Source organism: Micromonospora sagamiensis (genome assembly GCF_014680085.1).
GTDB lineage: Bacteria > Actinomycetota > Actinomycetes > Mycobacteriales > Micromonosporaceae > Micromonospora > Micromonospora inyonensis.
In genome coordinates, this window is the sequence record NZ_AP023438.1 from 6,369,638 (window position 1) to 6,395,045 (window position 25,408).

Sequence of the window (25,408 nt, forward strand, 5' to 3'; positions counted from 1 at the left end):
CCGGACGTGGTCCGGTGGCGGGCGGCGACTACGGGGGCCGGCGGCGGGTAACGGTGGCCGGTGGGCCCGGAGGAGATCCTGCGCGTGGGCGACCAGATCCTGGTCGCCCTGGTGGAGGTCGCCGGAGCGGTGGTCATCTTCGTCGGCGCGTGCTGGGCGGCGGTGCGGTTCGTGGTCGAGGGGACGCGGCACCGCAGCGCCGCCGTGTTCACCCCGATCCGGCTCTCTCTGGGCCGCTTCCTCACCCTGGGGCTGGAGTTCCAGCTCGCGGCCGACATCCTGCGTACGGCGATCTCCCCGACGTTCCCCCAGATCGGGCAGCTCGCGGCGATCGCCGCCATCCGGACCGCGTTGAACTACTTCCTGCGTCGGGAGATCGCGCAGGAGCAGCAGCAGGTCGGTGGCGCCGGCCGGACCGACCGATGATCCGCGTCGCGGTCACCGCGCTCGGCGTGGCTGCGTCGGTCTGTGCCGTGGTGGTGCTGCTGACGTCCGGATCGTGGCGTGCCGCCCTGCGGATCCTGCTGGACCTGTTGACCGCTGCCGGGCTGCTGCGGCTGGGCGGGGCACAAGGGTGGGGCGCGCTCGCCGCGGTGGCGGCGATCGTGGCGCTGCGCCGCCTGCTCTGGGCGGCCCTGGCCGTCGCCGAGCCGACCGTCGGCGGGGCACCGGAGGACCGGCGTGCCCCGACCCCGGCCCACCGGTGCTGACGGGGCCGGGCTCCTCGCCGGTGGGGTGGCAGCAGGGGTCCCCTGCACGACAGAAAGCGGTAACAAGGGTCCCCTGCTACCACCCCCCACAAGCCGGCGCGGATGCTGTCAACGACAACCGGACGCCGACGACGGCCGGTTAGTTCGGGGAGGCCGGCCGCTGCTGGTAGACGTCCGGGACGCCGTCGCGGTCGGCGTCGCGCCGGTCCCGCTCGTCGATGCGCCGGTAGACCTTGTTGCGCCGGATCAGCAGGACCGAGGCGACCACGGCGGCGATCAGGGAGCCGGCCAGCACACCGGTCTTGACCTTGTCCTCGGCGTCGGTGCCCGCGCCGAAGGCCAGCTCGCCGATGAGCAGCGACACGGTGAAGCCGATCCCGGCGAGGCACGCGACGCCGAGCAGGTCGGACCAGCTCAGCTCGCGGTCGAGTTCGGCGCGGGTGAACCGGGCGACCAGCCAGGTCGAGCCGAACACCCCGATCGCCTTGCCGAACACCAGCCCGACCGCGATGCCGAGCACGATCGGGTCGGTGAAAAGGCCGCCCAGGTCGGTGCCGCGTAGCGAGACCCCGGCGGCGAAGAACGCGAACACCGGCACCGCGAAGCCGGCCGAGACCGGCCGCCACCGGTGTTCCAGGTGCTCGGCCAGGCCGGGGCCGGTGCCTCCGCCGAGCACCGGGACGGTGAAGCCGAGCAGCACTCCGGCGATGGTGGCGTGCACCCCGGAGGCGTGCACCAGTGCCCAGGTGGTCACCGCGAGCGGGATCAGCGCCCACCACCAGGTTCTGCGTCGCTGGACCAGCAGGGCGAAGGCGGCGATCGGCAGCAGCGCCGCGAGCAGCGGCAGAGGGCTGAAGCCGGAGGTGTAGAAGATCGCGATGATGATGATCGCGAGGAGGTCGTCGACCACGGCCAGGGTCAGGAGGAACGCCCGCAGCCCCTGCGGCAGGTGGGAGCCGATGACCGCCAGGACGGCCAGGGCGAAGGCGATGTCGGTGGCCACCGGGATGGCCCAGCCGCGTAGCCCGTCGGTGCCGGTGACCAGCATGACCCCGACGTAGAACAGCGCCGGCACCAGCATGCCGCCCATGGCGGCCACCACCGGCAGCGCGGCCCGCCGGGGGTCGCGCAGCTCACCGGCGACGAACTCCCGTTTGAGTTCCAGGCCGACCACGAAGAAGAAGACGGCCAGCAGGCCGTCGGCCGCCCAGGCGGCCAGGCTCAGGTCGAGGTGCAGCGTCGTCCCGCCGGACCAGGGCACCCACGCACCGAGCGAGGTGTAGGCGTCCGCCCAGGGGGAGTTCGCCCAGATCAGGGCGAGCACCGCACCGAACAGCAGTAACCCGCCGCCGACCGTCTCGGTGCGCAGGACGTCACCGAGGAAACGGGTCTCCGGCCAGGAGGAACTACGGGTGAAGAGGCGGCGCTCGTCGTCCGGGTGCGGGGGGATGCGGTGGCTCATCGGCGTGACTCGTCTCGGGGTCTGGGGTCGGCAGGGCCCATCGCCGACCAGACTTCCCGGCACACCGGCTCCGACCTTACCGACCAGGACCGGAACGGGCGAGCGCTGGCGCTGGGACGCTGCTCACCGGGCCGGGTGAGCAGCGTCCGGAAGCTCACCCGGCCCGGGGCGCCGGGGTGCCGACCCCGGGAGGCCGACTCACCGGCGCAGCGGGAGCGCCGCGTCCGCGCCGGTCCGGGCGCAGAGCGCGTCGAGGCGCTTCACCAGCTCCTCCGGATCCGCGTACGGGTCGAGGGCGTGCAGCTCCTCCGGTGCCAGCGCCGGCACCGGTACGTGCGAGACGAGCGGGTGCAGCGGACGGCTGTCGGCCTCACCGGGGCCGAAGAGGTCCTCGTGCAACTTCTCGCCGGGCCGCAGCCCGGTGAAGACGATCTCGGTCGGGTGCGGAGCCTCGGCGGCGAGCCGGCGCGCCACGTCGGCGATCCGGACCGGTTCCCCCATGTCCAGCACGAGCGCCTCGCCGCCCCCGCCGATGCTCGCGGCCTGCAGGACCAGGTGCACCGCCTCCTGCACGGTCATGAAGTACCGGGTCACGTCCGGGTGGGTGACGGTGATCGGCCGGCCCGCCTCGATCTGGGCCCGGAAGGCGTTGAGCACGGAGCCCCGGCTGCTGAGCACGTTGCCGAACCGGACGCTCAGGAACGTGGCCCCCAGCTGTTGGGCGTGGTGTGCGGTGAGCCGTTCGGTCACCCGCTTGGAGTAGCCGAGCACGCTGACCGGCCGGGCCGCCTTGTCGGTGGAGATGTTGACGAACCGTGCCACGTCCCGGCACGCCTCCAGCACGTTCAGGGTGCCGAGGACGTTGGTCTTCACCGCCTCGCCGGGATGCCGTTGCAGCAGGGTCAGGTGTTTCAGGGCGGCGGCGTGGAACACCACGTCCGGCCGGCGGTCGGCCATGATCCGGGCGATGCCCTCGGCGTCGCGGATGTCGGCCAGGATCAGCTCCGGCCCGTCGAGCAGGGCCCGCCCGTGCAGGGACATCTGGAGCGCGTGCAGCGCGGACTCGTCCCGGTCGAGCATCATCAGCTCACCCGGCTCGTAGCGGGCGATCTGCCGGCAGAGTTCGGAGCCGATCGAGCCGCCGGCCCCGGTCACCAGCACCCGCCGTCCGGCGAGCCCGCTGGCCTCGACGGTCAGTTCGGCGGCCCGGTGCGCCCGGCCGAGCAGGTCGGTCAGTTGCAGGTCCCGGACGTCGGTGACCGCCACCGGCCGTTCCAGCAGTTCGCGGACCGGGGGCAGCACCTTGAACGCGGCCCCGGTCTCCAGCGTCCGGCTGCGCACGTCGCGCAGCAGGTCGGCGTCGGTGCCGGCCATCGAGAAGATCACGGTGGTGGCACGGGTGCGGCGGATGACCTGTCGGATGTCGGCCCGACCGCCGAGCACCCGCAGACCGTGCAGGCGCAGCGGCCGGCGGTCGGGGTCGTCGTCGAGCAGGCCGACCGGCAGGTACCGGCTGCGTGGGTCGCTGAGCAGGGCGCGTACCAGTCGTTCGCTCGCCGCGTCGACGCCGTAGACGAGGGTCCGGCTGGCCGACCGGACCGGGCGGTCGCGGCGGTCGCGGTGGTGCCGGTAGCCGGCCCGGGCCGCGACCATGAGCAGCAGGGCGACCGCGCCGCCGAGCAACGGGGTGGTCGCCGGTACGGGACGGACCGCCATCGGCAGCAGGCAGGCCAGCATCGCGGCGGTGGCCAGGGTGACCGTCGCCGCCAGGCAGCGCGCCTCGTCGGCGCTGCCGACCGGGTGTCGCCCGCCGACGGTGAGCCAGAGCTGACTGATCCCGGTGTGGACCACGGCGCAGACCAGCGCGCTGGCCAGCACCAGACCGGTGTACGGGGCGGTGAGGTCGAACTCGAACCGGGTCCACGCGGCGGCCATGAAGCCGGCCACCCACGCCAGGACGTCGAACGTGATCAGGGAGAGGGTCGCGGTGCGTCGGGTCACCCAGTCCCGGTGTGGCACGGGACGTTCCGGTCCGGTGGGAGAAGCATGGTCCATCTTATGCCCTCAAAGATCGGTGAGTAGTGGTCAGTGCCCCATTGAGGGGAATGCGACTTATTGCGCCGATTCATCAACTACATTCGGCGAGGTGACTCCTACGGCCGGTGAGCGGTCTTCATCCTGTCACGGCTTATATCCAGTTTGGGGGCTTTTCGTGCAGTTCATCCACGTACTGGTCGGGCAGCGGAGGCGCGCCTGATGGACCTCCGTACCTACCTCCAGCTGGTCCGCCGTCAGTGGTGGATCGTGCTGGTCACGGTCCTGGTCGCACTGGGCGCGGGCGGGTGGCTCACCGTCCGGGCCGAGCCGCGTTACATGGCGTCGGTGACCTTCTTCGTCACCACGCCGACCCAGGGCGTCACCGACGCCTACCAGGGCAGTCTCTGGCTCCAGCAGCGGGTGAAGTCCTACGCCGACCTGCTGCGCAGCGACCGGCTGGCGCGTACCGTCGCCGCCGACTCCGCCCTGGGACTGACCCCCGAGGGGGTGCAGAGCCGGCTGGACGCCTCCCTCCAGAACGGCACGGTGCTGATCGAGGCGACCGTCACCGACACCGACCGGACCCGGGCGCTGCGGCTCGCCGAGGCGGTGTCGGTGAAATTCGCCGACCTGGTGAGAATGGTCGAGACCCCGCCGGAGGGGCGCTCCTCGGTCAAGATGGAGGTGGTCAGCGGCCCCCGCGTCGGCACCGACCCCGTCTCCCCGCGCATGGACCGCAACCTGCTGCTCGGCGGGCTGCTCGGACTGCTCGCCGGAATCGGGTTGGCAGTGCTGCGGGGCCTGGTCGACACGCGGCTGCGCGACGGGGACACCCTTCAGCGCGCCACCGGCAGCCCGCTGCTCGGCGAGATCCCCTTCGATCCGGATGCCCGGACCGAGCCACTGGTCGTCGGCGACGCGGCGACCTCGGCGCGCGCCGAGGCGGTCCGCAAGCTCCGTACCAACCTGCGCTTCGTCGACGTGCACGAACCAGCCCGGATCATCGCCGTCACCAGCGCGTTGCAGGGGGAGGGAAAGACCACGCTCTCCTGCAACCTGGCCATCACGCTGGCCGAGGCGGGGTGGCGGGTGCTGCTGGTGGACGCCGATCTGCGCCGTCCCCGGGTGGCCGACTACCTGGGCCTGGAGCGGGGTGTCGGCCTGACCGACGTGTTGCTCGGCGACGTCGAGGTCGGCGACGTGGTCCAGCGGTGGGGGGACCGTTCGCTGCTGGTGCTGCCCAGTGGCTCGAACCCGCCCAACCCCAGCGAGCTGCTCGGCTCCAAGGCGATGGCCGATCTGCTGCTGACGCTGCGCGAGTCGGCGGACATCGTCATCATCGACACCGCGCCGCTGCTCGCGGTGACCGACGGAGTCGTGGTGGCCGTGCAGGCCGACGGGGCGCTGATGGTCAGCCAGCAGGGTCGCACGTCCCGTAACCAGGTGGCCCGGGCGGCCAAGGCGCTGCACTCGGTCTCGGTGCGCACGCTCGGCTGTGTGCTCAACATGGCCCGGGTGGCCAAGGCCGACGCGTACCAGTACGAGGCGTACCGGGTGGCCGCGGACCGCCGGAACGTGCCGACCGACCGGGCCACCGCCCGGCACGGTGCGGGCAACCGGTCCGGCGCCGGCCAGGCCGCGCCGGAACTCACCCGGCTGCCGCGATGAGTACGCCGATCGGCGCGATCGACCGTTCGATCTCCTCGGCGCACCGCTGGAAGTCGGCTGCGGTACCGCCGATCGGGTCCACCAGGTCGTCCGTGCCCGGCATCGGTTGCAGCCGGCTCCGCGCCCGGACGGCGGCCTCCACCGCCGCCCGCACCGGCCGGCCCGCCGCTCGCCGCGGTGGGTCGGCCACCGCGGCGAGCCGGGCGAACTGTCGCAGCGTGAACGTCCGGTGCACCGTCGCCGGGGCGAGTCCGACGCAGACCGCGCGCTGCCGCCGGGTGGCGGTCAGCACCAGCGTGGCCTCGGTGAGGTGGTCGGTCCGCAGCGGCCGGCTACGGAACCCGCTGGCGTCGATTCCCCGGGCGGCGGTGATGACCGCCGCGTACGGGTGGATCGGCCGGCCCTCGACGGCGTCGGTGCCGGCGCTCGTCACGGCCACCGGCCACCGCTCCAGCGCCCGCCGGGCGATGTACTCGGCCATCGGCGACCGGCACAGGTTGGCATGGCAGACGAACAGCACCTGTTCGGTCATGGGGACCCCTCGTGTACGGCACGTCCTGGAGCCGGCCGCGCCAGGCGGCGGCCGGCGGTCGGGTGAGGGGATGACGGCATCGTATGCGGTACGCCCTCCGGCGTGCCCGGGTGCCGCGCCGACGGGCAGGGCGGAGGTGCTCCGGTGCGGATCGGTGTCCTGACGTACCACTTCCCGCCGGAGCCGGCGTTCCTGCCCGGCAGCCTGGCCGAGGAGCTGGCCGCCCGGGGGCACGAGGTGCGGGTGCTGACGGGTTTCCCGCACCATCCGGGCGGCCGGATCCACCCGGGGTGGCGCCAGCGCTGGTGGTACGAGACCCACAGCGAGCGACTGACCGTGCGGCGGGTGCCCCGGTACGCCGCGGACGCCTCGCCCCGGGCCCGGCTGGCCGGCCAGCTCACCTTCGCCACCGCCGCCGCGCTGGCCGGACGTCGGTTCCTGGCCGGGATCGACGTCCTGCACGTCTGCCAACAGCCGGCGGTGACGCTCGCCGCCGCGGCCCTGCGGCGGGCGTTGCCCGGGGTGCCGGTCGTGCTGCACGTGCAGGACATCCGGCCGCGCGGGGAACTGACCGGGGAACCGGGCGGCGAGGGGACCGCCGCTGTCCTGCGCCGGCTCCTGCGCGGCGCCGACGCGGTCGCGGTGAGTGCCCCGTCGATGCGGGACCTGGTGAGCGCTGCCGGTGCCGACGCGCCCCGGGCGCGGCTGGTGCTGCCGTGGACCGACGAGCGGATCTTCCGACCGGTCCGGCCGAGCCCCGCCGCCCGCCGGCTGGTCGGCGGCACCGGGCGCTGCGTGGTGATGCACGCGGACGCCGTCGGCGAACGGCAACGGCTGGAGACCGCCGTCCGGGCGGCCGCCGCGGTGCCGGACCGGATGGATTTGGTCCTCGTCGGCTCCGGCGCGGACGAGCCGCGCATCCGGGGGCTGGTGGCCGACTGGGGCGTGCGGAACGTCCGCTTCGTCGACGGGGCGTCACCCGTGGCGATGGCCGACCTCTACGCCGCCGCCGACTACCAGCTGGTGGCGCTGCGGGACCTGCCCGAACTGCGCGGTGTGGTGCCCGCGACGCTGCCCGCCGCGTTCTCCTGTGCCGTGCCGGTCATCGCCGCCGCGGCCGGCGACACGGCGACGATGGTGGAGCGGGCCCGGGCGGGTCTGTCCTGCCCGCCGGAGGACCCGACGGCGCTGGCGGACCGGTTCTGGCTGGCCGCCGCCATCGGCGTCGAGGCGCGCACCGGGATGGGGCAGCGGGGCCGGGAGGCGTACCAGCGGCACATGTCGCTGCGGGCCGGTGTGGACCGGATCGAACAGATGCTCTACGACGTCGCCGCCGGCCGCGCACGGCGGGCGCTGACTCCGAACGCGTCTCACCAAACCCCCAAACGGTGATTCGCTGCAAAGACCGGCACAGGACGCCCAGACAGGGTAGAAAGCTGACAAGGAAGCGCTTTTCGTCCTTTTCTCTTTCTGGGGGTCGAGTGACCACACGCGAAGCGCCGTGGTGGCGGCGGCGCGCCCGGTCGCGGCTGCGCCGGGCGGCGGTCGCCGGCCTGCTGGCCCTCTCACTGTCGCTGGCCGCCGTCGGATGGGTCGCCTTTCGGGGCTGGCAGGCCCGGGACCACCTGCTCGGCGCCGCCGAGTTGGCACGCGAGTTGAGCACCCAGGTCGCCGGTGGGGACGTCGACCGCGCCCGGGGCACCCTGACGGCCCTCCAGGAGCGGGCCGCCGCCGCCCGGCGGGCCACCGCCGATCCCGGCTGGGCGCTCGGCCGGCGGGTGCCCGTCGCCGGCGACGACCTGAGCGCGGTCCGGCAGGTGGCGGTCGCGGTCGACGACCTGGCCCGGCGGGCGTTCCCCCGGCTGCTCGACGTCGACCTCGACACACTCCTGCCCCGACAGGGTCGGCTCGACCTGGCCGGTCTGCGCGCGGCGGAGCGGGAGCTGGCTGCCGCCGACGAGGTCGTCCGGCAGGCCCAGACCCGGCTGGGCGCGGTGCCCACCGGCGGCCTGACCAGGCAGGTCGGTGCGGCGGTGGGCGAACTGCGCGGCGAGGTCGACCGGTTGGCCGGGCTCACCGGCGCGGTGAGCCGGGGGGCCGCGCTGCTGCCCCCGTTGCTGGGCGTCGCCGACGGGCGGGAGTACCTGCTGGTCTCCCAGAACCTCGCCGAACTGCGCGCCACCGGCGGCATGTTCGGCGCGTACGCGGTCGTCCGCGCCGAGCAGGGGAGGGTCCGGCTCGTCCGGCAGGGCACGGCGGGCCAGCTGGGCCACTTCCTGCCCCCGCTGCCGGGGGTCAGCCGCGAGATGCGCGGCCTCTACACCGACCTGCCCGGCATCTGGCCGGCGGACGTGAACCTGACTCCGCACTTCCCGACCGCCGCTGCGCTCTACCACGAGATGTACCGCCGCCGCACCGGCGAGACCGTCGACGGCGTCCTGGCCACCGACCCGGTCGCACTGTCGTACCTGCTGGCGGTCACCGGACCGGTCGAGGTGCCCGGATTCGGGCTCCTGAGCAGCGGGAACGCTGTCCGCTCGCTGCTGTCGGAGAGCTACCTGACGCTCGACCTGCGCCGCCAGGACGAGTTCTTCGCCCGGTCGGCGGCGACGGTGTTCGAGACGCTCCTGGCCAGGCCCGTCCCACCTAGGGAGCTTTTGTCGGCATTTGACCGATCTGTTGATGAAAGCCGGATATTGTTCTGGAGTGCCCACCCGGAGGAACAGCGAACTCTCGGCGAGAGCCGACTGGCCGGGGTGCTCCCGGAGCGGGAGACCGAGCCGAGTGTCGGCGTGTTCCTCAACGACGGCAGCGGCGCGAAGCTCGGCTACTACCTGAAACCGAGCGCGGAGCTGACGGTCGGCACGTGCCGACCGGACGGTCGCCGCGAGCTCCGGCTGAGGATGTCGCTGCACTCCTCGGCACCGACGTCGGGACTCACGCCCTCGGTGCTGGGGGTCGGCCGGACGGGCGACCCGTACGTCGTCCGGACCCTGGTCTACGTCTTCAGCCCGGCGGGCGGTGCGGTGCTGCGGGCCCGGCTGGACGGCGTGGAGGTGGCGCTGGGCAGCGGGACCGAACGGCGCCGCCAGGTCGCCATCGCCACCGTCGAGGCCGGCCCCGGGAAGACCCGGAGCCTCGAGGTCGACCTGCTGACCGACCGGAGCGGCACCGGTGGGGCCGAGCTGCGGCTCACCCCCACCGCCACTCCGTGGACCACCCACATCCAAACCGCGTCACGCTGTAACCAGTAGGAAGGACCCATCATGCGGCTATCCCGCATCATCACGACCATCGCGGTCGGTCTGGCCGTGGCGGCCACCCCGGGCGCGGCGGGGGCGGCACTGTCCCAGCCGCAGCCGCCGCCGTACCAGCCGCCGGTACCGAGCCTGACCGTCTCGCCGAGCACGGTGGACGTCGGGGAGATCGCCACGGTGACCGGCCGGGGCTTCGGCTCCCGCGAGTTGGTGGAGATCACCATCACCACCGGTCCGCTGGCCGCCGGGGTGCCCGGACAGAGCGCCCGGCGCAGCGACGGCAGCACCGTGGCGCTGGCCCCGGTGGCGTTCCGCGCCGACGAGCAGCCGCAGCCCGGCGGGGGGAACCCGCCCGAGCACGTGCCCAGCAAGGGCCCGTGGGACGGCTCCCACAACGGGGCACGTCAGGTGTTCTGGATCCGCGCCGACGTGGACGGCTTCTTCGAGTTCGCCTTCCGTGCGCGCCACCCGGGGAAGATCACCTTCACGGCCCGGGGCCTGACCTCCGGTCGCACCGCCAGCGTGGTCCTGACCGTCCTCAAGCCCTACGACCACGGCAAGGGCCCGCTGCCGGTGACCGGCAGCAGCATGGAGACCCCGCTCAAGGTCGGTGGCGGTCTGGTCGGTGTGGGTGCGGTACTGCTGCTGACGACGTTCGCGCTGCGGCGGCGCAACCGCGTCGGTACGGGTGCCACGAGCTGAGACACCCGGACGGCCTCGCCCCGCCGGACCGCACGGTCCGGCGGGGCGAGGCCGTCCGGCGAGGCGGTCAGCGGCCGAGGTACGCCCGCAGGTGCCGGGCGGTCAACGTGTCGCCCCGGCTGACCAGGTCGGTGGGAGTGCCGGTGAACACCACCCGGCCCCCGTCGTGTCCGGCTCCCGGTCCGACGTCGATCAGCCAGTCGGCGTGCGCCATCACCGCCTGGTGGTGCTCGATGACGATCACCGTGTTGCCGGCGTCGACCAGCCGGTCCAGCAGGGCCAGCAGCTGGTCGACGTCGGCCAGGTGCAGGCCGGTGGTGGGCTCGTCGAGCACGTAGACACTCGACCGCTCGGCCATGTGGATGGCCAGCTTGAGACGCTGCCGCTCGCCCCCGGAGAGGGTGGTCAACGGCTGGCCGAGACCGAGGTAGCCAAGACCGACGTGGGCGAGCCGGTCGAGGACGACCCGGGCGGGCCCGGAGGGAAAGAAGTCCCGGGCCTCGCTGACCGACATCGCGAGGACCTCGCTGATGTTCTTGCCGCGTAACCGGTAGGTCAGCACCTCCCGCGTGAACCGCCGGCCCTCGCACTGCTCGCAGAGCGACGCCACCCCGGCCATCATCGCCAGGTCCGTCCAGATCAGGCCGATGCCCTTGCAGGCCGGGCAGGCACCCTCGGAGTTGGCGCTGAACAGCGCGGCGCGTACCCCGTTGGCCTTGGCGAACGCGGTCCGGACCGGGTCGAGCAGGCCGGTGTACGTCGCCGGGTTGCTGCGCCGGGAGCCCCGGATCGGCGACTGGTCGACCACCACCACCCCGTCGCGGCCGGACAGCGAGCCGTGGATCAGGGAACTCTTGCCCGACCCGGCGACCCCGGTGACCACCGTCAGCACGCCGAGCGGGACGTCGACGTCGACGTCGCGCAGGTTGTGCAGGTCCGCGCCGCGGATCTCCAGCCGACCCCGGTGCGGGCGGACCCGCTCGCGCAGGGTGACCCGGTGGTCGAGGTGTCGCCCGGTGAGCGTGTCCGAGCGGCGCAGCCCGGCGACGTCGCCGGCATAGCAGACCCGCCCACCGCCCGGTCCCGCGCCCGGCCCGAGGTCGACCACGTGGTCGGCGACGGCGATGGTCTCGGGCTTGTGCTCGACCACCAGCACGGTGTTGCCCTTGTCGCGCAGCCGCAGCAGCAGGTCGTTCATCCGGTCGATGTCGTGCGGGTGCAGCCCGACGGTCGGTTCGTCGAAGACGTACGTGACGTCGCTGAGGCTGGAGCCGAGGTGGCGCACCATCTTGACCCGCTGCGCCTCGCCGCCGGAGAGCGTGGCCGACTCCCGGTCCAGGCTGAGGTAGCCCAGCCCGATCTCCACCAGTGAGTCGAGGGTCTCCCGCAGGGTGGCCACCAGCGGCGCGACGGACGGCTCGTCGAGCGCCCGGACGAACGCCGCCAGGTCGTTGATCTGCATCGACGAGCAGTCGGCGATGGTGCGTCCGGCCACCCGCGCCGAACGGGCGGCGGCGTTCAACCGGCTGCCCGCGCAGTCCGGGCAGGTGGTGAACGTGACCGCCCGGTCCACGAACGACCGGATGTGCGGTTGCATCGACTCCCGGTCCTTGGCCAGGTAGAGCCGGCGCACCTTGACCACGAGCCCCTCGTAGCTCAGCGTGCTGCCGCCCACCTTGACCTTGGTGGGTTCCCGGTAGAGGAAGTCCTGCCACATCTGCGGCGGGTAGTCCTGCACCTTGAGATCCGGGTCGACCAGCCCGGACTGCACGAAGACCCGCCAGTACCACGAGTCGACGCCGAAGTTCGGCACGGTGATCGCCCCGTCGTTGAGCGAGCGCTCCACGTCGACGAGCTGGTGCACGTCCACGTCGGTCACCCGGCCCAGCCCCTCGCAGGCCGGGCACATGCCGTCCGGCGTGTTGAAGCTGAACGCGCTCGCCGTGCCCACGTACGGGGTGCCGAGTCGGCTGAACAGGATCCGCAGCATCGCGTACGCGTCGGTGGCGGTGCCCACGGTGGAGCGGGAGTTGACCCCCATCCGCTCCTGGTCGATGACGATCGCGGCGCTGAGGTTGCGCAGCGCGTCCACGTCCGGCCGGCCGATGCTCGGCATGAAGGACTGGAGGAAGGCGGTGTACGTCTCGTTGATCAGCCGCTGTGACTCGGCGGCGATGGTCCCGAAGACCAGCGAACTCTTGCCGGACCCGGAGACCCCGGTGAAGACGGTGAACCGGCGTTTGGGGATGTCGACCGAGACCGAGGCGAGGTTGTTCTCCCGGGCGCCGCGTACCTCGATCATGTCGTGGCTGTCGGCGGCGTGGGTCGGCTGCTGCATGGTCACCCTTTCCGGGCAGGGTGCGTCCCGCCCGAGCTACGCGATGAGCTGGCGGGATTACATTCTCCCATTGACCAGCTCGTAGAGGGTTTCGCGGGCGAACCCCGGTGATCGCCGACAGAACGTCCGGAAAAGTCTCAACCAGGGGGGAGACGGTAGGGTGATCCGGTGGTGGAACCGCGTCGGCTGCGTGCCGTCGACCTCGCGGCGAGCGTCGGGATCTCGGTGCAGCAGGTCCGCAACTACGTCGACCTCGGGGTGCTCCCGCCGGTGACCCGTACCCCCGCCGGCTACCGGGTCTTCACCGCCGCACACGCCGAGGCGCTGGTGGTCGTCCGGCGGATGGCCGAGGGACACGGGTGGGCCCGCACCCGGGAGGTCATGGCCGCGGTGCATCTCGGCGACCTGGGCGCGGCCCTGGCGGCGCTGGACCGGGGACACGCCGAACTGGACCGGGAGCGGGCCGAGATCCGGCGGGTGCTCGGTGCGTTCGACACGGTGCTGACCGGCCCGACGGTGGCCGTGCCGGCCCGCCGCCGGGGCGTACGGATCGGCGAGGTCGCCGACCTGGTCGGGGTCCGGACGTCCCTGCTGCGGCTCTGGGAGCGGCGTGGACTGCTGCGGCCGGTCCGGGAAGGGGGCACGAAGTACCGGCTCTACGACGAGGCCGAACTGCGGGCGGCCCAGGTCGTGGCGCTGCTGCGCCGGGGTGGCTACCCGTTCGACATCGTCGCGTCGGTGCTCGACGAACTGCGGACGACCGGGAGCCCGCAGCGGGTGCGGGCCGAACTGGCCCGGCGGGAGCAGGAGCTGCACCGGCGCAGCCTGGCCCGACTGGGCGCCTCGGCGGCCCTGTACGACTACCTCCGGTCCCGGGGGCTGGCCGGGGCGACGGTCCCGGCACCCCGGTCGCCGTGACGGGCTGCGACCGGGGTCGCCCGTCGACGAGCACGACCCCAAGCCCGCAGTGGGGGTCAGATCGCCAGATGCCACATCAGCAGCACGCCAGGGATGAGCCCGGACAGCGACAGTGCGAGCACGGCGAGCACGAGGCAACCGGAGTTCTTCGGGTGGTAGGTCTGCCCGGTCTGCAGGTCGTGCCTCGAATCAGAGTTCGGAAGTCGAAAAGCTGTCCCTGCGTTTATGTCATCTCCCGCCTCCCGGCCCCAGCAGTACATGCACTCGCCCGGGTAGTCCTTTGACCGGCGACACTTCGGGCAGCTGCTCATATCTGCCTCCCTCGATGGTTGTGTGAGCGTGGTTCCCCTGACGACTCCGCTGAAGGTTGCGGAAGGTGAGCGTCCCGCAGCGGGGTGCGACTTCGGCATCTCCCCACCACGGACATCACTGGATCGCTGGAGCCGAGCCCGGCCCACTGCCGGCCGGTCCGGCGCGGCAATCACCGGCCCGCTGGTCGGCGGCTCGTCCGGCGGCCCCGTACGACCAGTCGCTCCCGGTGCCCCGGTACACCGACACCGGGATCACCTCGACCCCCGGCGGCATCCGCTCCCGGTACAGACGCCCCTCGAGGTGGTCGATCTCGTGTGCCACCAGCCGGGCCAGTCCGTCCCGGAACGCGGCGACCACCGACCGGCCGTCGACGTCCTGGTGGGCCACCTCGATCCGGGTCGGCCGCCGGACCAGCCCCCGGACGTCGAAGAAGCTCAGGCACCCCTCGAACTGCTCGTCGGACTCCGGGGACTGGCCGACCACCCGGGGGTTGACCAGCACCAGCTCCGTGCCGTCCGGTGTCCGGACGACCGCGACGGCGCGGCCGACGCCGATCTGCGGCGCGGCCAGCCCCATCCCCTTGGCGAACGGGTGCACCGAGGCGACCCGGGACATCGTGGCGCGCAGGCGGGCGACGACCTGCCGCGCCTCCGGCGTCTCGGCGGGCAGCGTGAAGGTCGTCGCCGGCCGGGCCAGGACCGCCGCGCCCTCCTGGGCGATGCCCAGCTCGATCATGCGTTGGCTCGGTGTCGGCATCCGCTGGTCGCTCCCGTCCGTCCCCGTCCGGCGGGCTGATTCTGCGTCGCCGGGCGCGCCGGCCACCACGCCCGCCGGGTGTCGGTTATCCGTCACCGGACGTGCCGGGGTGGGCGCCCCGGCGCGGTGGTCGGCCGCATCGACAAGCCCGAACCGAGTCCATAGACTGCGATCTTTCGCCCATCGTCGTGCAGGAGGACCCGTGTCGCGCACACCCCGACCACCATCCGCCGCCCCCGTCCGGGCCCGGCTCCTCGGCGGCGTCCTGGTCGCCGGGGCGCTGCTCGGCGCCACCGGCGCCACCGTGCCGGCCGCTGCGGCCGAGCCGGCCCGGACCACGCCCGGCCCGTGCGGGTACACCGCCACCCCCGACGACCCGGCCGCCCGGAAGGTGCCGCTGCCCCCGGATCCGCGACGCACCCCCGACGAGGGGACGGTCCGGGTCACGCTGGACACCAACCAGGGCCCGATCCCGCTGGTCCTCGACCGGGAGCAGGCACCCTGCACCGTGCAGAGCTTCCTGCACCTCGTCCGGCACCGCTTCTACGACGACACCTCCTGCCACCGGCTCACCGCGTACCCCACGCTGAAGGTGTTGCAGTGCGGCGACCCGTCCGGCACCGGCTCGGGCGGCCCCGGCTACCGGTACGCCGACGAACTCCCCACCGACCTGCCGCCGGCCCCCACCGATCCGACCGGCGTACGCCGGCTCTACGCCCGGGGCACCCTGGCCATGGCCAACGCCGGCCCGGACACCAACGGCAGCCAGTTCTTCCTGGTCCAGTCCGACTCGGCGCTGCGGCCGAACTACACCGTCTTCGGCGCGATCGAGCCGGCCGGACTGGCCACCCTGGACCGGATCGCCGCCGCCGGGATCGCGCCGACGGTCGAGGATCCCGCCCCGGTCGACGGCGCGCCCGCCGTGCCGGTCGACATCGACCGGGCGGTCCGTCGGCACTGAGTTCCGCCGGGGCGGGACCGGACCGGTCCCGCCCCGGCGATATGTGTTGCGGGCGCGCCGGGTGCGCCCCTACCGTGAACGACACCGTCCACCGACGACCTCCGAGGAGCCACCGTGACCCGCCTGGCCCGTACCGGCAATCCACGCCCCTGCCGGCGTGGACCGGTCGTGGTGCCCGCGCGGGTCCGTCGTGTCCGCGTCGCGTGGTATCCGCAACGTTCCCGGGGTGGCGGCGCGTGACAACGCCCGTGTGACGGCACGTCCGCCGCCCACCCCAGCCGGGTCGGGCGGCTTTTTCGTGCCCGGCCGGTGGCTTCTCTCTCTGCCAGCCGACCCACAGGAGACACCATGAGCTTCACCCCGCTGCACGGCACCCGGGCCCCGGTCCGGGTCTGGACCGATCCGTACGCCATCGAGGAGCAGGCCCTGCGGCAGCTGCGCAACATCGGCGCGCTGCCCTGGGTGCAGGGCGTCGCGGTGATGCCCGACGTGCACTTCGGCAAGGGGGCGACGGTCGGCTCGGTGATCGCGATGCGCCAGGCGGTCTCGCCGGCGGCCGTCGGGGTGGACATCGGCTGCGGCATGTCCGCGGTACGGACCTCGCTGACCGCGGCCGACCTGCCCGACGACCTCGCCCCGCTGCGCGGCGCGATCGAGGCGGCCATCCCGGTCGGGTTCGCCAAGCACGACCGGATGGTCGACCCGCGCCGGGTGCGGGGGCTGGAGCAGGGCGGCTGGGACCGGTTCTGGCGGGGCTTCGACGACCTCGACCGGCGGGTGCACCAGCTGAAGGACCGGGCGCAGCACCAGATGGGCACCCTCGGCGGCGGCAACCACTTCATCGAGGTCTGCCTGGAGCAGGGCGGCGCCGACGACGGCCGGGTCTGGCTGATGCTGCACTCCGGGTCCCGCAACATCGGCAAGGAACTGGCCGAGCGGCACATGGCGGTGGCCCGGCGGCTGCCGCACAACGCCGACCTGCCCGACCGCGACCTGGCGGTCTTCCTCGCCGGCACCCCCGAGATGGACGCCTACCGACGGGACCTCTGGTGGGCCCAGGAGTACGCGCGCCGCAACCGGGCGGTCATGTTGGCGCTGCTCTGCGACGTGGTACGCGGGCAGCTGCCGCAGGTGCGTTACGACGAGCCGATCTCCTGCCACCACAACTACGTGGCCGAGGAGACCTACGACGGCGTGGAGGTGCTGGTCACCCGGAAGGGCGCCATCCGGGCCGGCGTGGGTGACCTCGGCATCATCCCGGGGTCGATGGGCACCGGCTCGTACATCGTGCGTGGGCGGGGGAACCCGGACGCGTACTGCTCGGCGTCGCACGGCGCGGGCCGGCGGATGTCGCGGGGGCAGGCCAAGCGGACCTTCACCACCGAGGATCTGGCCGCCCAGACCGCCGGGGTGGAGTGCCGCAAGGACCCGGGGGTGGTCGACGAGATCCCCGGCGCCTACAAGGACATCGTCGAGGTGATGGCGAAGCAGGAGGACCTGGTCGAGGTGGTCGCCCACCTCAAGCAGGTGGTCTGCGTCAAGGGCTGACCGCTTCGTCCGCCCGTTGCGAATCGTGGACAGTCACCGATCCCACGCGACGGTGACTGTCCACGATTGGCAGCCGGTGACCCGCACATGTCAACAGGAACCCAACCGATCGATCGGTACCACCAGGGCAGCGGCGATGACCAATCCCAGCATCGAGGCGGCCAACCAGGGCCAGGGGTTCCTGCGGTGGCGCGACACCCCCCACCGGGCGACGGCGATGGACAGGAGCGCCGTCACCGTCATCAGGGCGCTGAGCAGGGTCCGGATGGTCATCGCCCGTCGGAACGAGTCGATGGTGTCGTTCGGACACGGTGCCGAGGGCACGAAGGTCACCAGGCTGAAGAGGCAGCCGAGAAGCACGGCCAGACCCAGCAGCACGGACAGGAGGGTGGCCGTCACCACAGCCGCGCGGGATCGCATACGCCGGAGGTTAGGCATCGATGGTCACGGAGGCGGCACGACCGGGTGACAGAGAAACGGTGGCCGGTCGGCCGCCGGTCGTGACATGGCGGAAGCGCGGTAGCCGGACCGTACGGTTACCGCGCCCTCCGGCGGGGCAGCGGAAAAGCCGTGGCCGGTCCCGGACCCTGTTGCTAGCGTCCCGCGGTGACGCAACGGGTGGGGGAACGACTCGACGGACGGTTCGGCCGGTTGTGGGCGGCGGCGACGACCTCGGCGCTCGGCAGTGGACTGAGCACGGTCGCCGCGCCACTGCTGGTCTCCTCGCTCACCGACGACCCGGTGGTGGTGTCCGGGGCGTTCGCGACGGCGTGGCTGCCCTGGCTGCTGTTCGCGCTCCCCGGCGGGGTCCTCGTCGACCGGGTCGACCGCCGCCGGTTGATGATCGTCGTCGACTGGCTGCGGGTAGCCGCGTTGGTGCTGCTCGGGGTGTGCGTCGGCGTGGGCCTGGTGACCGTGGCCCTGCTCTACGCCGTGCTGTTCCTGCTGAACACCGGCGAGATCGTCGTCCGGTCGGCCAGTCAGGCGATGGTCCCGGCGGTGGTGCCCCGGGACCGCCTCGAACGGGCGAACGGCTGGCTCGCCGGGGGCACGACGGTGGCTCAGGGCATGGTCGCCAATCCGCTCGGCGGGGTGCTGTTCGTCCTGGCGGCAAGCGTTCCGTTCCTGGTCAACGCCGCCACGTACGCGGTGGGCGCGGTGCTCCTGGCCGGCATCGCCGGGACGTACCGCGCGAATCCCGCAGCCGGCACCCGCTCGGTCCGGGCGGACCTCGTCGAGGGTCTCCGGTGGCTGGCCGCGCACCGGCTGCTGCGCACCATGGCGCTGCTGATCGGGCTGCTCAACGTCACCCTTACCGCCGCGTTCGCCCTGCTGGTTCTCCTCGCGCGGGACCGGCTCGGCCTCGGCTCGGTCGGCTACGGCGTCCTGCTCACCTGCATGGCCGTCGGTAGCCTGGCCGGCGCGCTGGTGGGTGACCGGCTCATCGCGGCGGTCAGCGCGACCTGGACCATCCGGATCGGGCTGCTCACCGAGGTCGCGCTGCATCTGACGCTGGCCGTCTCGTCCGACGCGTACGTCGTCGGCGCCGGGCTGGCGCTGTTCGGGGTGCACAGCGCCCTGTGGGGGATCGTCGCCAGTTCGCTGCGCCAGCGGCTGACCCCGCCGGACCTGCTGGGGCGGGTCGGCAGCGCCAACCTGTTCGTCGCGGCCGGGGGCAACTGCGTCGGCGCGCTGCTCGGCGGGGTGCTCGCCGCGCGGTTCGGGCTGACCGCCCCGTACTGGGTGGGGTTCGTGGTGGCGGTGCTGGTGACGGCGGCGACGTGGCGGGTGTTCGACCGGGCCACGGTCACCCGTGCGTACGCGGCCCAGCCGTAGTCTCCCGCGACGAGAAACGAGCGACCAGCCGTTGGTCTCGTTGGAGGAACTGGCACGAGATCAGGGGCGCGGACGAGCCGCCGGTAGGATCACCCGTCGGTGAACGCCGACACTAGACTTGCCATGATTGCCATCCCAGCGGGCGCGGTGATCCTGTCGGACCGACGGACACGGTCGAGCTGGTCGGTCGAGTTCGCGCCGTACCAGCTCGGCGTGGTCCCGGTGACCCAGGCGCTCTACGCCCAGGTCGCCGGGGAGCGACCGAGCGCCGCGCGGGGTGACAGGCTGCCCGTGGAGAGCGTGTCGTGGCTGGACGCGGTCCGGTTCTGCAACGCCCTGTCCCGCCAAGAGGGTCTGCCGCCCGTGTATCGCCGCGACGGCGCTGGCGTGGAGTGCGACGCGAACGTCGACGGGTACCGGCTACCGACCGAGGCGGAGTGGGAGAACGCGTGCCGGGCCGGTACGACCGGCCCGCGGTACGGCCCGTTGGACGAGATCGCCTGACACCGCGGCAATTCGGACGAGCGGCCGCATTCCGTCGGCGGCAAGCAGCCGAACGCGTGGGGCCTGCACGACATGTTGGGCAATGTCTGGGAGTGGTGCTGGGACGTCTACGACGCCGAGGTCTACGGCGACTACCGCGTACTGCGTGGCGGGGGTTGGTTCGACGAACCCTGGAGCTGCCGTGCCTCGGTCCGCCGCCGCAGCCATCCGACCCTTCGGATCGACGACCTGGGGTTCCGCCTTGCCCGCTCCATCCCGGGTTGACCCGGGTGGCCAACCAGCGGGCGGGGGACCGGGGGACGGGCCGGGTTCGGCGGCCACCGTGCCGGGGTCGGCCGGACGACCGACCGACCCGAGCGGCCCGAACGACCGTTAAGCTGACGGGGTGGGCACGCGCGAGGGACATCCGCCGAAGCGGCGGTCCAACGCGCGCCGCGTCCCGGCTCCGCACGGGTCGGGCGCGCTCACGCTGGTCCGCGACCCGCGCGCCCGCCCGCCGGTTGGCGCGTCCCGGCTCACCACCACCCCCACGGAGCGCACCGCACGATGACTGTCGACCGGATCCTCCCCACCGACGAGGCCCACGACCTGTTGGAGCTCGCCACCGAACTCGCCGACCGGGAACTCGCGCCCCGGGCCGCCGACTTCGAGGCCCGCGCCGAGTTCCCCCGGGAGGTGCTGCGCACCCTCGGCCGGGCCGGCCTGCTCGGCCTGCCCTACCCCGAGGAGTACGGCGGGGCCGCCCAGCCGTACGAGGTCTACCTCCAGGTGCTGGAGATCCTGGCCAGCCGCTGGCTCGCGGTGGCCGAAGCGGTAAGCGTGCACACCCTGGCCTGCTACCCGGTCGCCCAGTACGGCAGCGACGAGCTGCGTAAGCGGCTGCCCGACATGCTCGGCGGGGAGCTGCTCGGCGCGTACTGCCTCTCCGAGCCGCAGGGCGGGTCGGACGCGGCGTCGCTGACCACCCGGGCGGTCCGCGACGGCGACGAGTACGTCGTCTCCGGGACCAAGGCGTGGATCACCCACGCGCACAGCGCCGACTTCTACAACGTCTTCTGCCGCACCGGCGGGCCGGGCGCGAAGGGCATCTCCTGCCTGCTGGCCGACGCGGGCACGCCGGGAATCACGCCGCAGGCCACCGAGAAGACCATGGGGCTGCGGTCCTCGCCGGTGGCGCAGATCGCCTTCGACGACGCCCGGGTGCCGGCGGAGCGCCTGGTCGGTGGGGAGGGCACCGGCTTCACCATCGCGATGTCCGCGCTGGACTCCGGCCGGCTGGGCATCGCCGCCTGCGCGGTGGGGCTGGCCCAGGGGGCACTGGACTACGCGGTCGGCTACGCCCGCGAGCGGCAGCAGTTCGGCCGGGCGATCGTCGACTTCCAGGGGTTGGGGTTCATGCTGGCGGACCTGGCCACCCAGATCTCGGCGGCCCGGGCGTTGACCCTGGCGGCGGCCCGGCTGCGCGACGCCGGCCGGCCGTACTCGATCGAGGCGGCCAAGGCGAAGCTGTTCGCCACGGACGTGGCGATGCGGGTGACCACCGACGCGGTCCAGGTGCTCGGCGGTGCCGGCTACGTCGCCGACCACCCGGTGGAGCGGTACCTGCGCGAGGCCAAGGTGCTCCAGATCGTGGAGGGCACCAACCAGATCCAGCGCCTGGTGATCTCCCGCGCCCTGGCCAAGGGCTGACCCGGCCGTCCACTGTGGCGTCCCGCGGTCGGAATGTGACGCGCGGGACGCCGTGGTGGGACGTCGTCGCCCGGAGAGGGTTTTCCCGGTAGGTTGCCCAGCGTGGAGGAGACCGATCGCGCCATCGTCGCCGCCCTGACCGTCGACGGCCGGCTGTCGTACACCGACCTCGCCGAACGGGTGGGGCTGTCGGTGTCCGCCGTGCACCAGCGGGTGCGGCGGCTGGAGCAACGCGGCGTGATCAAGGGGTACGCCGCGCAGGTCTCGTTCGAGGCGCTCGACCTGCCGTTGACCGCGTTCGTGGCGATCCGTCCGTTCGACCCGTCCCAGCCGGACGACGCCCCGGAGCGGCTGGCCCACCTGCCGGAGATCGACTCCTGCTACTCGGTGGCGGGGGAGGACTTCTACCTGCTCCTGGTGCGGGTGGCCGGTCCAGCCGACCTGGAGCGCCTGTTGCAGGAGATCCGGACCGCGGCGAACGTCACCACCCGGACGACGGTGGTGCTCTCCACCCCGTACGAGAAGCGGTCGCCGCGCATCTAGGGACGGGGGTCCGTGGGCCCGGCGGGCCGAGCCGGGCTCAGCGCCCGTTCCAGGTCAGGATGACCGGTCGTCCGTGCTCGTGGCCGAGTGCGCTGACACTGGCGGTGTCCAGGCGCAGCCGACCGCCGACGGCGGGTGGCAGCCCGATCCACCGGGCGCCGAGCACCCGCAGGGCGTGCGCGTGGGCGACGAGGGCGACGTCGCCGGAGTCGAGCAGGGGAGTGACCCGGTCGAGCACCCGGTCGAGGCGTGCGCCCACCTGTTCGGGCGACTCGCCGTCCGGGCAGCCGTCCTGCCAGATGACCCAGTCCGGGCGCTCGGCGCGGATCTCGGCGGTGGTGCGGCCCTCGTAGGCGCCGTAGTGCCACTCGGTCAGGTCGTCGTCGATGTCGTTGACGGTGAGACCGGCGAGTTCGGCGGTGCGCAGCGCCCGTCGCCGGGGGCTGGCCAGCACGGTGACGAAGTGGCGGCCGGCGAGCCGGTCGCGCAGCGCGGTGGCCTGTCGCTCGCCGTCCGGGGTCAGCTCCAGGTCGGTGTACGAGGTGTGCCGGCGGCTGGCGCTCCAGGCGGTCTCGCCGTGTCGGATCAGCAGGATCTCTCCCATCCGGCCAGTCAACCATCCGAGTGTGTTCTCCGCTCTCAACCTATCTTCCTAGGACGCCCTTACGGGTTGTGGGGCCCGCCACAGAGCACGTTTCCCACGACGACCACGGGGCAAGTCCATGGACAGGCCCGACGAACGGGCCGGGAGCAGCCGGAGGGAGTGGTGGACGTGAGCTTCACCGACAAGGCGAAGAACAAGGCCGACGAACTGACCGGTGCCGCGAAGGAACGCATCGGCGACGCCACGAACAACGAGCGCCTACGGGCCGAGGGGACCGCGCAGCAGACCGACGCGCGGGCCCGTCAGGCCGGTGAGCACGTCAAGGACGCGGGTCGGGACGTGCGGGACGCGTTCACGAAGTGACCACGCCGTACGTCGAAGGGCCCCGGCAATCGCCGGGGCCCTTCGACGTGGTGGGGTTCAGTCGTCGACGCGGTGGGTGGTCCACCAGTGCTGCCCGGACTCGGGCAGGGTGTCGATCGGGTCGTAGTAGGCGTAGCGCTTGTCCAGGGCCTCCAGATCGGCCTGCTCGATGGACGTGCGGTAGTTCTTCGTCCAGTACGAGATGCCGCGTTCGCGGTCGTACTCGGTGAGCATGTGCACCCAGCGCTTGCCGACGAAGGGGACGTCGCAGACGATCCGCGGGGTGGCGTAGCCGGGCAGGTAGCCCATGATGTCGTGCTGGAGCTGCTGGGCGTGCCAGACCGGGACCCGCCAGTGCTCGGCGTTGGGGATCATGTCGCACATGTAGAAGTAGTACGGCAGGATCCCGGCCTCGCCCTGGAGGGCGAAGCAGAGGTCGAGCAGGTCGGGTGCGGTGGCGTTGACGCCGCGCATGAGGACGCCCTGGTTGCGGACGTCGCGGACGCCGACGTCGAGGGCGGTCTGGGCGGCCTTCGCGACCAGCGGGGTGAGCGACTGGGCGTGGTTGACGTGGGTGTGGATGGCGAGGTTGACGCCGCGCCGGGCGGCGGTGCGGGCGACCCGTTCGAGGCCTTCGACGACGTCGGGCTGGAGCCAGTGCTGGGGTAGGCCCATGAGGGCCTTGGTGGCGAGCCGGATGTCGCGGATGGTCTCGATCTCCAGCAGGCGCATGAGGTAGGACTCGAGGTTGCGCCAGGGGACGTTGGCGACGTCACCGCCGGAGACGACGACGTCGCGGACGCCGGGGTGGGCCTTGAGGTAGCTGATGTGGGCGTCGTACCGGTCGACGGGCTTGAGGGTGAGCTTGAGTTTGTCGACGGCGGGGGTGGAGTTGCCGACGAGGTCCATGCGGGTGCAGTGCCCGCAGTACTGCGGGCAGGTGGAGAGCAGTTCGGCGAGGACCTTGGTGGGGTAGCGGTGGGTGAGGCCCTCGGCGACCCACATGTCGTGTTCGTGGAGTGAGTCGCGGCTGGCGTAGGGGTGGGAGGGCCAGTCGGTGCGCCGGTCGGATGCGACGGGGATCATGTAGCGCCGGATGGGGTCGGCGAGGAACGCCTCGGTGGTCATCGGGGCGAACGGGACCATGGTGTTGAGCATCTGGGGTGGCACCAGCATGGACATGGTGGCCAGGGCGTGCTGGTCGGCGGTGAGGTCGGCGTAGAAGCTCTCGCCGACGGTGTCGCCGAGGACGGTGCGGAGCTGCTTGATGTTCTTGACGCAGTTGACGCGTTGCCACTGGGCGGATTCCCACTGGTCGCGGGTGATGTGGCGCCAGCCGGGGAAGCGGGTCCAGTCGGGTTCGACGAGTGGGGCGCGGCGGTATTCGTAGGGCTGGCCGGCGGAAGGTGGCGCGACCGGGTTGGGACGGGTGGCCGTCGCCAGCGGTTGTGTCGGTGTCACGAACCCTCCTCGGTGCGGTTGGTGCTGCCAGCGACCTCGAAGGCTACTGGAAAATCTGCGGTGGAGAAATTAGTCTGCCGTAAGTTTTCCCGCGACGCGAGTCCCTGGCCGGGGGTTCGGGCGGCTGGACAGGGGGAGGGTTGCCGTGACGTCACCGGTGGGTCTGCATCGCGTCGTGGAGCCGGTGGGGGTGCTGCCGCAGGCGGCGTGGCGGTTGGACGCCGCGCGGGAGATCGCGCCGAACGAGGTGCGGATCCGGGTGGAGCGGCTGAATCTGGACGCGGCGAGTTTCCGACAGTTGTCGGAGAAGCACGGTGGGGACGGCGAGAAGGTGCGCGCCGAGGTGCTGGAGATCATTTCCCAGCGGGGGAAGATGCAGAACCCGGTGACCGGGTCGGGTGGGATGTTGATCGGCACGGTCGAGGAGGCGGGGCGGCGGTCGCCGTTGGGGTTGCGGTCGGGTGACCGGGTGGCGACGTTGGTGTCGTTGACGTTGACGCCGCTGGTGGTGACCGATGGTCTGGCCCGGTGGGACGGGCGGAGTGAGCAGGTGCCGTGTGACGGGTGGGCGATCCTGTTCGCGCGGTCGATCGCGGCGGTGTTGCCGGTGGACCTGGATCCGGAGTTGTCCCTCGCCGTGCTGGACGTGTGTGGCGCGCCGGCGTTGACGGCGCGGGTGGTGGCCGAGCAGGTGGCGCGGCGGGAGCGGGACGGGGATCCGCGGCCGGTGACGGTGGCGGTGGTCGGTGGCGCGGGGAAGAGCGGTTCGTTGTCGCTGGCGGCGGCGCGGCGGGCGGGTGCCGGTCGTACGGTCGGGGTGGTGCCGGTGGTGGCGGAGCGGGACGCGTTGGTGGCGGCGGGGTTGGCCACGGAGGTGGTGTTGGCGGACGCGCGTGATCCGGTGGCGTTGTCGTCGGCGGTGACCACGGCGCTGGGGGTGCCGGCGGACGTGACGGTGGTGTGCGTGGACGTGCCGGGGTGTGAGCACGGGGCGATCCTGGCGACGGCGGACGGCGGGACGGTGGTCTTCTTCTCGATGGCGACGAGTTTCGCGGCGGCGGCGTTGGGGGCGGAGGGTCTGGCGGCGGACGTGACGATGCTGGTGGGCAACGGGTACGTGCCGGGTCACGCGGAGTTGGCGTTGGATCTGGTGCGGTCGGAGCCGGGGGTGCGGGGGCTGTTCGCGGCGCGGTTGGCGGCAGGATAG

The 25,408-nt window shown here is 72.7% G+C and carries 22 protein-coding genes and 1 pseudogene; 15 read left to right on the forward strand and 8 right to left on the reverse strand.

Annotated elements, in window-relative coordinates; all coding sequences use genetic code 11:
* The first annotated feature begins 84 nt into the window (after positions 1-84).
* Both IGA62_RS27275 and IGA62_RS27280 read left to right on the forward strand, forming a co-directional pair.
* Positions 85-426: a DUF1622 domain-containing protein gene (locus tag IGA62_RS27275; protein ID WP_377464300.1), complete on the forward strand. Its 342-nt coding sequence runs from the start codon at positions 85-87 to the stop codon at positions 424-426.
* Positions 423-710, forward strand: coding sequence for a hypothetical protein (locus IGA62_RS27280; RefSeq protein WP_145818049.1), 288 nt, complete (start codon positions 423-425; stop codon positions 708-710). The genes IGA62_RS27275 and IGA62_RS27280 overlap by 4 nt, the downstream gene beginning before the upstream one ends.
* Before the next feature lie 139 nt (positions 711-849).
* Here the strand turns inward: IGA62_RS27280 and nhaA are convergent, their stop codons facing one another.
* Entirely contained in the window at positions 850-2,172 is a 1,323-nt protein-coding gene (gene nhaA / locus IGA62_RS27285; RefSeq protein WP_145818047.1) for a Na+/H+ antiporter NhaA, read from the reverse strand.
* Between the two features lie 198 nt (positions 2,173-2,370).
* On the reverse strand, positions 2,371-4,173 hold the full coding sequence (locus IGA62_RS27290; RefSeq protein WP_232624794.1) for a polysaccharide biosynthesis protein: 1,803 nt from the start codon (positions 4,171-4,173) through the stop codon (positions 2,371-2,373).
* A 255-nt stretch (positions 4,174-4,428) separates the two neighbouring features.
* On the opposite strand from IGA62_RS27290, the gene IGA62_RS27295 reads away from it, so the two are divergent.
* A complete protein-coding gene (locus IGA62_RS27295) occupies positions 4,429-5,877 on the forward strand; it encodes a polysaccharide biosynthesis tyrosine autokinase (protein WP_145818043.1) in 1,449 nt (482 codons plus the stop codon).
* On the opposite strand, the gene IGA62_RS27300 is transcribed toward IGA62_RS27295, so the two are convergent.
* Complete coding sequence (locus IGA62_RS27300) at positions 5,858-6,409, reverse strand: arsenate reductase/protein-tyrosine-phosphatase family protein (RefSeq protein WP_145818041.1); 552 nt, start codon at positions 6,407-6,409, stop codon at positions 5,858-5,860. The genes IGA62_RS27295 and IGA62_RS27300 overlap by 20 nt on opposite strands.
* 144 nt (positions 6,410-6,553) lie before the next feature.
* Between IGA62_RS27300 and IGA62_RS27305 the strand changes: the two genes are divergently transcribed.
* The 3 genes from IGA62_RS27305 (at position 6,554) to IGA62_RS27315 (ending at position 10,368) form a co-directional block, all read left to right on the forward strand.
* Positions 6,554-7,801: a glycosyltransferase family 4 protein gene (locus tag IGA62_RS27305; RefSeq protein WP_145818039.1), complete on the forward strand. Its 1,248-nt coding sequence runs from the start codon at positions 6,554-6,556 to the stop codon at positions 7,799-7,801.
* A gap of 89 nt (positions 7,802-7,890) precedes the next feature.
* Positions 7,891-9,663 (forward strand): DUF4012 domain-containing protein, encoded by a 1,773-nt coding sequence (locus IGA62_RS27310; protein ID WP_145818037.1) that lies wholly within the window; start codon positions 7,891-7,893, stop codon positions 9,661-9,663.
* Between the two features lie 12 nt (positions 9,664-9,675).
* Positions 9,676-10,368, forward strand: a complete 693-nt coding sequence (locus IGA62_RS27315; protein WP_190289222.1) for a hypothetical protein — start codon at positions 9,676-9,678, stop codon at positions 10,366-10,368.
* 67 nt (positions 10,369-10,435) lie between these two features.
* Here the strand turns inward: IGA62_RS27315 and IGA62_RS27320 are convergent, their stop codons facing one another.
* The gene (locus IGA62_RS27320) at positions 10,436-12,706 is read right to left on the reverse strand and encodes an ATP-binding cassette domain-containing protein (RefSeq protein WP_145818035.1); all 2,271 of its coding nucleotides are present in this window, start codon (positions 12,704-12,706) and stop codon (positions 10,436-10,438) included.
* A gap of 168 nt (positions 12,707-12,874) precedes the next feature.
* Between IGA62_RS27320 and IGA62_RS27325 the strand changes: the two genes are divergently transcribed.
* Positions 12,875-13,624, forward strand: a complete 750-nt coding sequence (locus tag IGA62_RS27325) for a MerR family transcriptional regulator (RefSeq protein ID WP_145818033.1) — start codon at positions 12,875-12,877, stop codon at positions 13,622-13,624.
* Between the two features lie 426 nt (positions 13,625-14,050).
* Here the strand turns inward: IGA62_RS27325 and IGA62_RS27330 are convergent, their stop codons facing one another.
* Complete coding sequence (locus IGA62_RS27330; protein ID WP_145818031.1) at positions 14,051-14,692, reverse strand: peptide deformylase; 642 nt, start codon at positions 14,690-14,692, stop codon at positions 14,051-14,053.
* A gap of 280 nt (positions 14,693-14,972) precedes the next feature.
* On the opposite strand from IGA62_RS27330, the gene IGA62_RS27335 reads away from it, so the two are divergent.
* Complete coding sequence (locus tag IGA62_RS27335) at positions 14,973-15,653, forward strand: peptidylprolyl isomerase (protein WP_377464308.1); 681 nt, start codon at positions 14,973-14,975, stop codon at positions 15,651-15,653.
* A gap of 348 nt (positions 15,654-16,001) precedes the next feature.
* Positions 16,002-17,201, forward strand: coding sequence for an RtcB family protein (locus IGA62_RS27340; protein ID WP_145818028.1), 1,200 nt, complete (start codon positions 16,002-16,004; stop codon positions 17,199-17,201).
* 90 nt (positions 17,202-17,291) lie between these two features.
* Here IGA62_RS27340 and IGA62_RS27345 read toward each other — a convergent pair whose 3' ends face one another.
* Positions 17,292-17,621 (reverse strand): hypothetical protein, encoded by a 330-nt coding sequence (locus IGA62_RS27345; protein WP_145818026.1) that lies wholly within the window; start codon positions 17,619-17,621, stop codon positions 17,292-17,294.
* Positions 17,622-17,807: 186 nt separating this feature from the next.
* Between IGA62_RS27345 and IGA62_RS27350 the strand changes: the two genes are divergently transcribed.
* The 4 genes and pseudogenes from IGA62_RS27350 to IGA62_RS27365 all read left to right on the forward strand — a co-directional run bounded on the left by IGA62_RS27350 (position 17,808) and on the right by IGA62_RS27365 (position 21,773).
* Positions 17,808-19,037 (forward strand): MFS transporter, encoded by a 1,230-nt coding sequence (locus IGA62_RS27350; protein ID WP_232624795.1) that lies wholly within the window; start codon positions 17,808-17,810, stop codon positions 19,035-19,037.
* A 123-nt stretch (positions 19,038-19,160) separates the two neighbouring features.
* A pseudogene (locus IGA62_RS27355) lies at positions 19,161-19,805 on the forward strand (formylglycine-generating enzyme family protein).
* Between the two features lie 282 nt (positions 19,806-20,087).
* Entirely contained in the window at positions 20,088-21,230 is a 1,143-nt protein-coding gene (locus tag IGA62_RS27360) for an acyl-CoA dehydrogenase family protein (protein ID WP_145818024.1), read from the forward strand.
* Between the two features lie 102 nt (positions 21,231-21,332).
* Positions 21,333-21,773, forward strand: a complete 441-nt coding sequence (locus IGA62_RS27365) for an Lrp/AsnC family transcriptional regulator (protein WP_145818023.1) — start codon at positions 21,333-21,335, stop codon at positions 21,771-21,773.
* A gap of 37 nt (positions 21,774-21,810) precedes the next feature.
* Here IGA62_RS27365 and IGA62_RS27370 read toward each other — a convergent pair whose 3' ends face one another.
* Positions 21,811-22,377: a histidine phosphatase family protein gene (locus tag IGA62_RS27370; RefSeq protein WP_145818021.1), complete on the reverse strand. Its 567-nt coding sequence runs from the start codon at positions 22,375-22,377 to the stop codon at positions 21,811-21,813.
* Between the two features lie 168 nt (positions 22,378-22,545).
* On the opposite strand from IGA62_RS27370, the gene IGA62_RS27375 reads away from it, so the two are divergent.
* Positions 22,546-22,740, forward strand: a complete 195-nt coding sequence (locus IGA62_RS27375) for a CsbD family protein (protein ID WP_145818019.1) — start codon at positions 22,546-22,548, stop codon at positions 22,738-22,740.
* Positions 22,741-22,797: 57 nt separating this feature from the next.
* Here the strand turns inward: IGA62_RS27375 and IGA62_RS27380 are convergent, their stop codons facing one another.
* Complete coding sequence (locus IGA62_RS27380; protein ID WP_145818017.1) at positions 22,798-24,201, reverse strand: KamA family radical SAM protein; 1,404 nt, start codon at positions 24,199-24,201, stop codon at positions 22,798-22,800.
* 145 nt (positions 24,202-24,346) lie between these two features.
* On the opposite strand from IGA62_RS27380, the gene kdd reads away from it, so the two are divergent.
* A complete protein-coding gene (gene kdd / locus IGA62_RS27385; protein WP_145818015.1) occupies positions 24,347-25,408 on the forward strand; it encodes an L-erythro-3,5-diaminohexanoate dehydrogenase in 1,062 nt (353 codons plus the stop codon).